The organism is Streptomyces sp. NPDC088254, assembly GCF_044740925.1.
In the GTDB taxonomy this organism is placed as follows: Bacteria; Actinomycetota; Actinomycetes; order Streptomycetales; family Streptomycetaceae; genus Streptomyces.
Window position 1 is genome coordinate 231,156 of record NZ_JBIURQ010000011.1, and the last position, 12,243, is coordinate 243,398.

Genomic DNA, 12,243 nt, shown 5'->3' on the forward strand with positions numbered 1-12,243 from the left:
TCGGCGGGCGGTCAGCCGGCGCGCGGGGCGCGGTGCGGGGGCTGTTCGGGCGCCGGGCGGGACCGCTGCGGCGGCACCGTGCGGGCCACGGGGCCGTCGCCGTTCAGGGTGAGCGCGCTGCCGTGGTGGTGGATCGTCAGCGCGTCGCCGGACAGCAGGGTGTAGACGGCCTTGTCGGGGCCGACCTCCACCCGCAGCCGGCGGCCCCGTATCTGGACGCAGAAGGCGAGGCGGCTGAACCGCTCGGGCAGCCGGGGTGCGAACCGCACGGTGTCGCCCTGCCGGCGCAGCCCGCCGAACCCGGCGACCAGGGCCGTCCAGGTGCCGGCGAGGGAGGCGATGTGCAGGCCGTCGCGGGTGTTCTGCTGGAGGTTCTCCAGGTCCATCAGGGCGGCCTCGGCCGTGTAGGCGTAGGCCAGGTCGAGATGGCCGGCCTGGGCGGCGACGACGGCCTGCCCGCACGCCGACAGGGAGGAGTCCCGCACGGTCAGCGGCTCGTAGTAGGCGAAGTTGCGGGCTACCTGCTCGTCGTCGTACTCCTCCTCGAAGTGACTGCCGCAGAGGTACATCGCCAGCACCAGGTCCGCCTGTTTGACGACCTGTTTGCGGTAGAGGTCGAAGTACGGGAAGTGCAGCATCAGGGGGTACTGGTCGGCGCGGGTGCCGGCGAAGTCCCAGCGCTGGTAGCGGGTGAAGCCGGCGTGCTGTTCGTGGACGCGGAGTTCGTCGTTGTACGGGATGTGCACGGCGCCGGCGGCGTCCCGCCAGGCCGCGCTCTCCTCCTCGTCCACGCCGAGGGCGGCGGCCTCGCGGGGGTGGCGTTCCACCACGTCGGCGGCGGCGAGGAGGTTCGCGCGGGCCATCAGGTTGGTGTACGTGTTGTCGTCGGCGACGGCGCTGTACTCGTCGGGGCCGGTGACGCCGTCGATGTGGAAGACGCCGTGGGCGTCGTGGTGGCCGAGGGAGCGCCACAACCGGGCGGTCTCCACGAGCAGTTCGACGCCGGTCTCCGCCTCGAAGCCGGTGTCGCCGGTCGCGGCGACGTAGCGGACGACGGCGTCGGCTATGTCGGCGTTGACGTGGAAGGCGGCGGTGCCGGCAGGCCAGTACGCGGAGCCTTCCGAGCCCTCGATGGTGCGCCAGGGGAACGCGGCCCCGCGCAGGCCGAGTTGGGTGGCGCGTTCACGGGCGGCGGGCAGGGTCTGCTGCCGCCAGCGCAGCGCCTCGGCGACGGACTCGGGCGCGGTGTAGGTGAGCAGGGGCAGCACGAACGTCTCGGTGTCCCAGAAGGCGTGGCCGTCGTAGCCGGAGCCGGTCAGGCCCTTGGCGGGGATGGCGCGGCCCTCGGCGCGGGCGCCGGCCTGCAGGACGTGGAAGAGGGCGAAGCGGACGGCCTGCTGGATCTTCTCGTCGCCGTCGACCTCGACGTCGGCGCGCGCCCAGAAGTCGTCGAGGTAGGCCCGCTGGTCGTCGAGGAGGCCCTGCCAGCCGCTGTGTCCCGCGGCGGCGAGGGCCGCTTCGACCTGGTCGCTCATCGCGGGCCGGGAGCGGACGCCGGACCAGCCGTGCGCGACGAGCTTCTCCACGCGGAGCGTCTCGCCGGGCTCCAGCACGGAGGTGACGGTGAGCCGGGCGACGTCGACGTTGCTCTCCGCGCTGGTGGTGGTCCGCTCGGGGCCGCTGATCGTGTGGTCGGCGGCCACCGCGACGCGCAGGCCGCTGCGTTTGGTGCGGTGGACCAGGCGCAGCCGGCGGTCGGCGGCGACGTCCTCCTCGGGTTCCAGCGGCGACTTCAGGGCCTTCGCGGCGCGCGGGTCGCCGTCCGGGTCGGGCAGGCTCTCGTTGGCGACCAGTTCGGACTGGATGACGACGCGTGAGCGGCTGTCGACGGCCTCGACCTCGTAGGCGACGGCGGCGACGGCCCGCTGGGTGAGGGAGACCAGCCGGGTGGAGCGCACCCGGACGGTGGACCCGGCCGGGGAGGTCCATTCGCAGGTGCGTTCCAGGACGCCGCGGCGCAGGTCCAGGACGCGTTCGTGGGAGACGAGGCGTCCGTAGCGCAGGTCGAAGGGCTCGTCGTCGACGAGGAGCCGCACGATCTTGCCGTTGGTGACGTTGATGACGGTCTGCCCGGACTCCGGGTAGCCGTAGCCGGCCTCGGCGTAGGGCAGGGGGTGCACTTCGTGGACGCCGTTGAGGTAGGAGCCGGGCAGGCCGTGCGGTTCGCCCTCGTCGAGGTTGCCGCGCCAGCCGACGTGCCCGTTGGACAGGGCGAACACGGACTCGCTCTGGGCGAGGACGTCGAGCTTGAGGTGGGTTTCGCGCACGCACCACGGCTCGACGGCGTAGGAACGGTCGGTGATCACGCGTCTCCCCCCAGGTCGGCCAGGTCGGCCAGGTCCTTGACGACGACGTCGGCTCCGTGCGCGTACAGGGCGTCGGTCTGCCCCACCCGGTCGACGCCGACGACGTAGCCGAAGTGCCCGGAGCGGCCGGCGTCCATGCCGGCGAGCGCGTCCTCGAAGACGGCGGCGTGGGACGGTTCGACGCCGAGGTCGCGGGCGGCGGCGAGGAAGGTGTCGGGGCGGGGTTTGCCCGGCAGTCCGCGTTCGGCGGCGACCACACCGTCGATCCGCACCTCGAACAGGTCCTCGGCGTCGATCGAGCGCAGCACGTCGCGGGTGTTGGCGCTGGAGGAGACGATCGCCGTGCGCAAGCCCCGGTCGCGGACGGCGGCGAGGTAGCGCAGGGTGCCGTCGTAGGGCTCCACGCCCTGGGTGCGGATCTTCTCCAGCAGCAGGTCGTTCTTGCGGTTGCCGAGGCCGTGGACGGTGGGCGCGTCCGGCGGGTCGTCGGGGCTTCCCTCGGGCAGGGTGATGCCGCGTGAGGCGAGGAAGGTGCGGACGCCGTCGGCGCGGGGTCGGCCGTCGACGTACTCGTCGTAGTCGTGGGACGGGTCGAACGGACGGAAGTCGTCGCCGTCGCGTTCGCGCAGGAACGCGTCGAACGCCTCCTTCCACGCGGCCGCGTGCACCACCGCCGTCCGGGTGACGACCCCGTCGAGGTCGAAGAGGCAGGCCTGGATGGTGTCGGGGAGTCCGAGCGTCGTCGTCATACGGATTCCCGTTCCCCCGCACGGGGCCGCCATCGGTGTGGCGCGCGCCACATCGGCAGGCCGGCGGGAGGCGCCGCGGTCTCAGTCGTGCGGGAAGGAGTGGTGTTCGTGGGCGATCAACCAGCGGCCGTGCTCCTTGCGCAGACCGAACGTCAGGCGCAGCCGCAGCGTGGGCCGTTCGGCGAGTTCCTCGGGGGTGCCGCAGCGCAGCAGCGCGTGGGCGTAGGCGACGTCCGCGCCGGCGACGACGTCCAGGGTGTCGATCTCGAACCGGGCGCCCAGCGCCTGCCAGGCGAAGAACGGCGGCCAGAGCACCCGGTAGGCGGCGAGCCCCCGGATGCCCTCGTGGGGCGGGGTGACGTGGTACAGCAGGAGGTCCTCGGCGTGGTCGGCGAGGACGGCCTGGATGTCACCGTTGTGCACGGCCTGGGCCCAGCGGGTGATCAGGGCGCGGATCTGCTCGTCGTCCTCCGGCACGTACTCCTCCTCTCCCCCTGCGGGTCTCCTCCCAGGGGACTGCGACACTCTGCTGTGTGCTCACTTTCGACGAACTGCTGATCCGTGCCCGGGGACTCGTCCGGGGCGGCGAGCGGGCGTTCCTCGGGATCGCCGGCAGCCCGGGCTCGGGCAAGACGACCCTCGCCGAGCGGCTGGTGCGGGAGCTGAACGGCGGCGGCGGGCCGTGGGCGGCGCATGTGCCGATGGACGGCTTCCATCTGGCGGACGCCGAGCTCGACCGGCTCGGCCGGCGCGGGCGCAAGGGCGCGCCGGACACGTTCGACGCGGCCGGGTACGCGGCGCTGCTGCGGCGGCTGCGGGAGGAGGCCGGCGGTGACGAGGTGGTGTACGCGCCGGGCTTCGAGCGGGTGCTGGAGCAGCCCTTGGCCGGCGCGGTCCCGGTGCCGCCGCAGGCGCGGCTGATCGTGACGGAGGGCAACTATCTGCTGCTGGGCACGGGCGCGTGGGCGCGGGTGCGGGCCGCACTGGACGAGGTGTGGTTCTGCGAGGCGGACGAGGAGGAGCGGGTGCGCCGGCTGGTAGCCCGGCACGAGGAGTTCGGCAAGGGTCCCGCCGAGGCGCTGGCCTGGGTGCTGGGCACGGACCAGCGCAACGCCGAGCTGGTGGCGGCGACCCGGGAGCGGGCCGAGCTGGTGGTCCGTCCCGGGTACTAGCCGAGCGCCTCCCCCGCTGCCGGGGCGCGGTCAGGCGGGGAGCAGGGTCAGCTCCGGTTCGCCGTGGGCGTCGTCGGGGCCGAGCACGGCGGTGAAGCGGGCCGTCCGTACGGTGATCCCCTCCGGGTTCCGTTCGACCCGCACCGTGAGCGGGTCCGACGTGCCGTAGCGCACGGCGAAGACGTGCAGGTCGTCGGGGGCGTCGGGGACGGGGCCGGCCTCCAGGGCGGTGGAGGCGACCAGGTGGCTCCAGCCCTCGTCGGGGTTGCCGTAGCCGCGCGGGTCGGCGGCGAGGGCGAAGGCGGCCTGTTCCTGGGTGAGTTCGCTGCGGGCGTCGAAGCGGTCCGGGCCCCGGCCGTCCGGGTGGGTCAGCCGCAGGGTGCCCGCGGAGGCGAGGGCCACCTGAGAGGTGCGCCGCACCCGGTCGCCGTCGTCCTCGGCGTAGGGCAGGCCGGCCAGCAGGTACGGCGTGCCGTCGAGGCGTTCCACCGCGACGGTGGTCCACAGGGCCGCGCCGTCGGTGACGTACAGGGAGCGCACGTACCGCAGGACGTGGTCGCGGCCGACGACCGGCTTGGTGACCAGTTTGGCGGTGAGGTCCCCGGCGCGCAGGTCGCGGACGCGGACCTCGCCCATGGGGCGGCAGAGCAGGAAGCCGTCGGTCACGGGGCCGAAGCCGTGCTGGCGGCCGACCGCGGCGGGCAGGCAGTAGGCGCCGCCCGCCTCGACGATCGCGGGGGTCATCCGGTCGTCGAAGGCCACCGAGACGGTCCCGGAGCGCAGTTGGTGGCGCACGGGCCCGGTGGAGGGGGTGCGCTGCCAGCGGCTGTCGTCCTGGATCTGCCAGACGAGCATCCACGCGAAGTGGCCGTCGACCCCGCCGTCCGGCTTGACGGCGTACCGGGCCCACCGGCTGTCGCCCCGGTAGCGGCCGAGGTCGGCGCCGATGCGCTGACCGAAGTAGCGCAGGCCGAGGACGGACTCGAAGGCGGAGTGCTGTTCGCTGTAGCGGGGGCCGCCGTTGTCGAAGCCGCCGCCGGTCAGCCGGGCGTCGATGTAGCGGGCGAGCGTGTCGCCGTCCTCGGCGAAGACCTCCTCGCCGCTGACCCGGTGGGCCTGGGCGAGGAAGGACAGGGAGATCGGGCCGTAGTTGTTGTCGTAGGCCCCGCCGTGCTCGGGGGGCAGCAGGGCGCCCCGGTCGCGGACCCGGTGGGCGCGGATCTCGTCGGAGTACAGCCGTAGCGCCCGCGCGCGGAGCGCCGCCGCCTGCTGCGGGAGGTGGCGGGCCAGCATCAGGCCGCCGACGACGCAGCCGATGGCCTGGTTGCCGGCCTCCTGCGGGTTGAAGAACGTCGCCTCGGTCAGCCAGCGCCAGTAGCCGTGGCCGAGCAGCGCCAGGTCGCGGCGCTGTTCGTCGTCGAGGAGGCCGTCGGCGAGTTCCAGCACGTTGACCAGCTGGAGCAGCGCCCACACCGTGCTGGGCCAGTCGCCTATGGGGTGCGCGCCGGGTTCGAGCACGTAGCGGGCGTACGGCAGACGGGAGTCGCGCAGGCGCAGGTTGGGATAGCCGGGGTTGTCCTCGGTGTAGACCCGCTCGCGCAGGTGGAAGGCGAGGCTGCGGCGCACCGCCTCCGGCAGCCTCGGGTCCTTGCCGCGCTGCCAGGCGAGCGCGAGGAGCGAGGTGATGCCGAGGGAGGTGTCGCCGATGTCGTCGTCGCAGTCGGGGTGCTCGAGGTTGCCGTCCGGCGTGATCCGCCGCAGGGCCTGCTCGACGACGTCGGCGAGGACGGCGTCGTAGGCCTCGGGCGTGTCCGGCAGGTCGTGCAGCGGGCCGCGCTGGTGAGGGAGGTGCACGGGTACGGTCAGTCCTTCAGTCCGGCGTTGATGTCGGCGCCCATGACGTAGCGCTGGAAGACCAGGAAGACGGCGATCAGCGGGATCATGGAGATGACCGACGCGCCCAGCAGGACCGACCAGTTGATGTTCTGCGCGCCGACGATGCTCTGGATGCCGATCTGCACGGTGAACTTGTTGGGGTCGTTGAGCATCAGCAGCGGCCAGATGTAGTCGTTCCAGCGCCACTGGAAGGACAGGATGGCGAGGGTCAGCATGATGGGCCGGGAGAGCGGCACCATGATCCGCGCGAAGATCGCGAGTTCGCGGGCGCCGTCGATGCGGGCGGCTTCCACGAGTTCGTCGGGCACCGTCAGGAAGAACTGGCGGAACATGAAGCATCCGGTCGCGGTCAGCACGGCCGGGAGGATGATGCCGGCGAAGGAGTTGTAGAGGCCGAGGTTGCGGACCACCAGGAACTCCGGGGCGAGCATGACCTCGGACGGCAGCATCGTGGTGGCCAGGATGCAGACGAAGAAGACCTTGAGCCACTTGTTGTCGTACTTGGCCAGCGCGTACCCGGTGCAGCAGCTGACTCCCACCGTGAGGATCGTGGTGATCACGCACACGATGGCCGTGTTGATGAAGTACTGGGAGAAGTTGGCGCTCTCCCATGCCGCCTTGAACCCCGTCAGGGTGGGGTTGTGGGGCACCAGCGTCAGCGGATAGGAGAACAGGTCGCTGGCCGGCTTGAAGGCGCTGAGGATGAACCACAGCACCGGCAACCCGTACAGGCACGCCATGATCCACAGCAGGGTCGTCGCGGACACCGCCTGCCGGAGCCCGCCGGTGGCCGCCTTGGGGGGCCGCTTCCTGACGACGGGCTGCTTGGCGTCGGCGTCGAGCGGGCGGGGCATGTCTGTGGTTGTCATCGGTTCTCCACCCGCCGGTTGACGATCAGCTGGACGATCGCGACGGCCATCAGGATGAGCATGAGCACGAACGACGCGGCGCTCGCGTAGCCGATCTGGCCCCGTTTGAAGCCGGTCTCGTAGATGTACTGGACGAGCAGGTTGTTCGAGGTGCCGGGGCCGCCGTTGTTGAGGGCGACGAACACCGGGTACTCCTTCATCGCGTTGATCGTGTTCAGAAGGATGACGATGAACGAGGTGGGCGCGATGCTCGGCAGCGTGATGCTGAAGAACTGGCGCCACGGGCCGGCGCCGTCGAGCGAGGCCGCCTCGTAGTACGACACCGGCACGTTCTTGATCGCGGCGATGAACAGCAGCATCGAGAAGCCCGTCCAGGCCCAGGACGCCGCCATCACCACCACGAGCAGCGACAGGTCCGCGTTCGACTGCCACGGGACGGCGCTTCCGCCGAACTGCTCGATGACGTAGTTGACGAGCCCGAAGTTCTCGCCGAACAGCCACCGCCACAGCACGCCGACGACGATGGGCGACAGCAGCCACGGGATGAAGAAGATGACGCGGGCGACCGACGCGCCCTTGGCGTGCTTGCTCACCAGCAGGTTGGCGGCGAGCAGCGAGACCGCGAAGTTCAGCGGCACGAAGAGCACGGTGTACAGCAGCGTCCGGCTCAGCGCGTCGTAGAACGTGGAGTCCCCGAACAGGTTCTGGTAGTTGTCCAGCCCGATGAACTGGAACGCCCCGACACCCGTGTAGTTCGTGAACGAGTAGATGAGCCCGATCACCGCCGGCCAGACGAAGAACAGCGAGAAGAGCACGACGTTGGCCGCGATGAGGACGAGCGGCGCGAGGGTGTACTTGCTTCGTCTCCTGGCCGGGCTCGCGGACACGTCCGAGGCGGTTTTTGTCATCTTGCAGACTCCGTGCTGGGGGTTGGATTGCTGTGGGCCCATGTCATGAGCCCGGCGTCACCTGAGCGCCGGGGCCGGGCGGCGGTGTCTGTCGATCCACCGCCCGGCCCTGTGGTCTGCGATCAGCCGCCGACCTGCTGGTTGTAGCCGGCCACGATGTTCTCCAGCGCCTTGTCGGGCGACTGCTGGCCGTTGATCGCCTTGCCGAGCTCCGCCTTGGTCGGGTCCTCGGTGAGGCTCTTGCCCTTCAGCACCCAGTTGGTCTGCGCGGTGTTGAAGTAGCCGGAGATCGGGGCGTAGAGCGGGATCGACTCGTTGTACAGCTTGAACGCCGCCTGCGCCGCCGGGGAGGTGAAGGGGTACTTCGGGTTCAGTCCGCTCTCGACCGGCAGGAAGCCGGACGCCTCGCACAGCGCCTGGTAGTGGGCCGGCTCGTACAGCCAGGACAGGAACTTCGACGCGGCGGTGGCCGCCTCGCCGTTGTTGTTGAAGCCGACCGTCAGGCCGCCGCTGTTGACGTCGCTGGCCTGGACGGGCTGGGCGGGAGTCGGGACGCTCGCCCACTCGAACTTCTTGATGCTCTCCGCGAAGGCGGGCACCTGCCACACGCCGGACCAGTAGGCGACCACGTCACCGCTCTGGAACATGGCGGACGGGTCGGCGCCGGACGTCCACACCGACTTCGGCATGGTCTTGTCGTCGTTCCAGCCGACGAAGGTGTTCACGGCCTTCTTGGTCGCCTCGTCCACCGAGAACTTGCCGGAGGAGTCCGCGTGGACGTACTTGCCGCCCATCTCGTAGACCATGGCGCGCAGCCGGGACGGCGACTGGTCGAAGGTCAGGGAGTACTTGGCCTTGGTCTTCTCGCGGACCGTGTCGGCCGCCTTGATGAAGTCGGTCCAGGTCCAGGTCTTCTGCGGCGAGGTCGGGAAGGTGACGCCGGCCTTCTCGAAGAGCGTCTTGTTGATGTACAGGCCGGACGCGGTGACGTCCGAGGGGATGGCCAGCACCTTGCCGGAGGAGTCCTTGGCGAGGAAGTTGGCGTTGATCTTGTTGCTCTTGTCGTTGGCGATGGAGCTGAGGTCGATCAGCTTGCTCGACCAGATCGGGTCCAGCGCCGGCACGGTCGCCACGTCGGGCAGGGAGTTCGCCTGCGCGGCGTTGTGCAGCTTCGTCGGGTAGCCGTCGTAGGGGATGTTGACGAGCTTGACGTCGACGCCGGTTTCCTTCTTGTACTGCGCGACCGCGTTCTTCCAGCCCGCGTCCTGCCCCGGGACCGTGGAGATCCAGAACGTCAGCGACTTGGCGTTGCCGCCCGAGTCGGAGCCCGACCCGCAGGCGGAGAGCAGAAGGGCACCTGCCGTGGCCACGGCAGCGAGGGGAACCACACGACGTATGCCGCCGCGGCCGAGTCGGCGGGAGCGCCGCACACCCACACTGGTCATTTTCGATCCCTTTTCGTCGTACTGGACGGAGCACGGCGCCAGCCGAGGCGGCACGGGTGCAGTTTGCAGGTGATGTCGCTTTCCGGGGGGCGCGGCCTCGCCCGGCCGCAGCCATCCTGACGGGTGGGATCCCCGGCCGCCGTGGCCGTCGTCACGCGAGCACGCCCTCGCGTGGCTGCCGTACCTCGAAGTACGGGCGGGACGCTCACCCTGAGTCGGCGTCCCGGCCGACTTAGAAAGCGCTTGTCCGGACATTGGCAGACCGAGTCGGAGGCCGTCAATCCTTCGCCCCCGCCGCTTCGGTCACGGTTTGGACTCCCCGGGCGACGGCGAGCCGTGCCGCCCCCACGACGGTGCCGAGATCGCCGATCGTGCTGCTGACCACGTCGGTGGGCCAGCTCAGCCGCTCCAACTCGGCCCGGACACCGGGCAGGAGCTGCGGGTCGGCGCCGGTGCTTCCGCCCAGCACGATCAGGCCGGGATCCAGGACGGCGGTCACGGCGGCGGTCAGCCGGCCCACGTCCACGGCGTGACGGTCGACGACCGCGCGGGCCGCCCGGTTCCCCTCGCCGGCGAGGGCCAGGAGCCGCTCGGTGGTGCGCGGGCAGGGCCCGTCGGCGTCCGCCCAGGCCTCGGCGGCCCTGCGCAGCAGGGAACGCGCCCCGATGTACTCCTCCAGCGCCTCACGGCGCGGCTCACGGCCGTCGTCCCAGGGATAGGGCAGCCGGGCCAGCTCTCCGGCGGCGCCGTTCGCCCCGCGCATCACCTGGCCGCCGACGACGATTCCGAGACCGATGCCCACGCCGATGCGCAGGTAGCCGAAGGTGTCCCGGCCCCGGGCGGCACCCTCGTGGAGCTCGGCCAGCGCAGCGCAGTTGACGTTGTTCTCCAGGTGGACGGGGACGTCGGGCGGCAGCGCGACCCGCACGGCGTCGAAGACGGGGCCGGCCTTGGCGGTCGCCGGGCGCATGCCGCCGCCCTCCCGCGCGGTGACGTCGCCGACGGCGACGACGATGGCGCGCAGCGGGGCGGCGCGGGGCAGCGCTCCGAGCGCCTCGCGCACCACGTCGGCGGCGTCGGGGCGGGGGCCGGCCGCCTCGGCGAGCAGCGCGCCGTCCAGGGCGCAGCCGCGCACCCGGGTCAGGGCGGGGCCGAGGTCGACGGCGAGCACGCTTCCGGCGGCCGGGCCGAGCCGGTAGACGGCGGCGGAGCGGCCCGTGCCGCTGGAGGCGGTGCCGGAGTGGGCGGCGAGCCGGACGCTCTCCAGCTCCGCCACGGCTGAGGACACCGTCGGCTTGGACAGGCCCGCGAGGCTCGCGAGCTGCGGCCGGGTGGCGGCGCCCGCCTCGGCGAGCACGGTGAACACGGCGCCCGCGCTCTCGGTCAGGCGGGGGGTCCTTGCCACGTCGAGTTCCACACTTTCCCCACTCAGGTGATGGGCCGCGCTCCCGGGGGCGGTCGCCCTCGCGGGACGCGGGTGACGGGATGCCGTGACGCCGGCGGGCCGCGGCGGACCGTGAAATCCGGCCGACGGGCGGATGCGCGACGCACTCTTGACGCACTGTACTTCGTTAGTTAACTTCCTAACGAACGTCACGGTACTCGCCTGCCGTGGTCCGCCAGAAGCCCGTCCCGGGGCTTCCCTAGTTCTTCCGCACCTCTCGGCACGGTTCGCCCACCGTCGCGGCACATGGCTCCATCGCGCTACGACGAAAGAGGATCCGTGCAGGACTCTCCCCCCGCGTGCGCCCTCGTGGTCGGCATCGACGTGGGCGGCACCAAGACCCATCTGCGCGCCCTGGCGGGCGACACGACGGTGGCCGAGCTGGTCCGCCCGAGCGAGGGCTGGCGCCCGCACGACCCGGTGGCCGCCGCCCGTTGGCTGGCCGCGCTGATCGCCGACGCCCTGGCGGCGGGCGCACGCCCGGCCGCCGTGGCCGTCGGCGCTCACGCCTGCGAGACGGAACTCCAGTGCGCGCGGATCCGCGCCGCGCTCGGACCCCATTTGGACGCGCCCGCGCTGGTCGTGGGCGACGCCGAGCTCCTCGTTCCCGCGGCGGGCCTCGACAAGGGCGTCGGCCTGGTCGCCGGCACCGGTTCGGTGGCGGTGGGCCGGCTGTCCGACGGCAGGTCCGTCCAGGTGGGCGGCTGGGGCGCGGTCCTCGGCGACGAGGGCGGCGCGGCCGGCCTGGTCCGGGAGGCGGCCCGCGCGGTGTGGGCCGCGCACGACCGCGGGGAGGAGCCTGACGCCCTCGCGCGCGGGCTCATCGGCGCGTTCGGGGTCGCCGAGGTGCCGGGGCTGTGCGCGGCCCTGGAGGCCGCCTCGTCCCCGTCCGCCGAGTGGGGCCGGCACGCCCCCGCCGTCTTCGCGGCCGCCGCCGAGGGCTCCCGCCTCGCCGCGTCCGTGATCGCCGAGGCCGGCGGCTCGCTCGCCGCCCTCGTCGCCCGGCTCGGCGCCCGTGGCGTCCCCGTCGACGACGTGGTGGTGGCGGGCGGCACGATCCTCGCCCAGCCCGCCCTGTACGACGCCTTCACCACGGCCCTCGCCGAGTCCTTCCCCGGCACCCGGACCCACCCCCTGAGCGCTCCTCCGGCCCAGGGAGCGGTGGCGCTCGCGCGGACGCTGCTGTGAGGGGCGGCGCCCGGGGCGCGGGTCCCCCGCCGGTGGTACGGGCCGGGCGGGGTCCGCCCGTTCATCCGTGGGACATGTCGCGGTCGTCGGGGCCTTGTCGGTGGGACACGGCCCGGCCGTAGATCTTCGCACGCACGCACTCTCCGGGCTCACGGGTCGTCAGGACCCGCGGCAGCGCACCGGATCAGCACGTCCCCCTCCACGGC

General features: G+C 72.2%; 10 protein-coding genes. 2 read left to right on the forward strand and 8 right to left on the reverse strand.

The genetic code is table 11. From position 1 onward, the window contains the following. Window positions 1–11: 11 nt before the first annotated feature. The 3 genes from ACIOC0_RS30155 to ACIOC0_RS30165 form a co-directional block, all read right to left on the reverse strand. On the reverse strand, window positions 12–2,366 hold the full coding sequence (locus ACIOC0_RS30155; protein WP_402158900.1) for a glycoside hydrolase family 65 protein: 2,355 nt from the start codon (window positions 2,364–2,366) through the stop codon (window positions 12–14). After that, entirely contained in the window at window positions 2,363–3,115 is a 753-nt protein-coding gene (locus tag ACIOC0_RS30160; RefSeq protein WP_402158901.1) for an HAD family hydrolase, read from the reverse strand. The genes ACIOC0_RS30155 and ACIOC0_RS30160 overlap by 4 nt, the downstream gene beginning before the upstream one ends. An 81-nt stretch (window positions 3,116–3,196) precedes the next feature. Beyond that, window positions 3,197–3,592: a YybH family protein gene (locus ACIOC0_RS30165; protein ID WP_402158902.1), complete on the reverse strand. Its 396-nt coding sequence runs from the start codon at window positions 3,590–3,592 to the stop codon at window positions 3,197–3,199. A gap of 56 nt (window positions 3,593–3,648) precedes the next feature. Here ACIOC0_RS30165 and ACIOC0_RS30170 point away from each other — a divergent pair, with 56 nt between their 5' ends. Beyond that, window positions 3,649–4,287, forward strand: coding sequence for a nucleoside/nucleotide kinase family protein (locus tag ACIOC0_RS30170; RefSeq protein ID WP_402158903.1), 639 nt, complete (start codon window positions 3,649–3,651; stop codon window positions 4,285–4,287). A 30-nt stretch (window positions 4,288–4,317) separates the two neighbouring features. On the opposite strand, the gene ACIOC0_RS30175 is transcribed toward ACIOC0_RS30170, so the two are convergent. From ACIOC0_RS30175 to ACIOC0_RS30195, 5 genes are all read right to left on the reverse strand, one after another. Next, on the reverse strand, window positions 4,318–6,141 hold the full coding sequence (locus ACIOC0_RS30175) for a hypothetical protein (protein ID WP_402158904.1): 1,824 nt from the start codon (window positions 6,139–6,141) through the stop codon (window positions 4,318–4,320). An 8-nt stretch (window positions 6,142–6,149) separates the two neighbouring features. Continuing rightward, on the reverse strand, window positions 6,150–7,052 hold the full coding sequence (locus ACIOC0_RS30180) for a carbohydrate ABC transporter permease (RefSeq protein ID WP_402158905.1): 903 nt from the start codon (window positions 7,050–7,052) through the stop codon (window positions 6,150–6,152). Beyond that, a complete protein-coding gene (locus ACIOC0_RS30185; RefSeq protein WP_402158906.1) occupies window positions 7,049–7,960 on the reverse strand; it encodes a carbohydrate ABC transporter permease in 912 nt (303 codons plus the stop codon). The genes ACIOC0_RS30180 and ACIOC0_RS30185 overlap by 4 nt, the downstream gene beginning before the upstream one ends. A gap of 122 nt (window positions 7,961–8,082) precedes the next feature. Further along, window positions 8,083–9,405 carry an ABC transporter substrate-binding protein gene (locus tag ACIOC0_RS30190; protein WP_402158907.1) on the reverse strand — a complete coding sequence of 441 codons (1,323 nt, stop codon included), beginning with the start codon at window positions 9,403–9,405 and terminating at the stop codon, window positions 8,083–8,085. 277 nt (window positions 9,406–9,682) lie between these two features. Then, complete coding sequence (locus ACIOC0_RS30195) at window positions 9,683–10,810, reverse strand: ROK family protein (protein ID WP_402158908.1); 1,128 nt, start codon at window positions 10,808–10,810, stop codon at window positions 9,683–9,685. Between the two features lie 318 nt (window positions 10,811–11,128). Here ACIOC0_RS30195 and ACIOC0_RS30200 point away from each other — a divergent pair, with 318 nt between their 5' ends. Next, a complete protein-coding gene (locus tag ACIOC0_RS30200; RefSeq protein WP_402158909.1) occupies window positions 11,129–12,037 on the forward strand; it encodes an N-acetylglucosamine kinase in 909 nt (302 codons plus the stop codon). Window positions 12,038–12,243 lie beyond the last annotated feature (206 nt).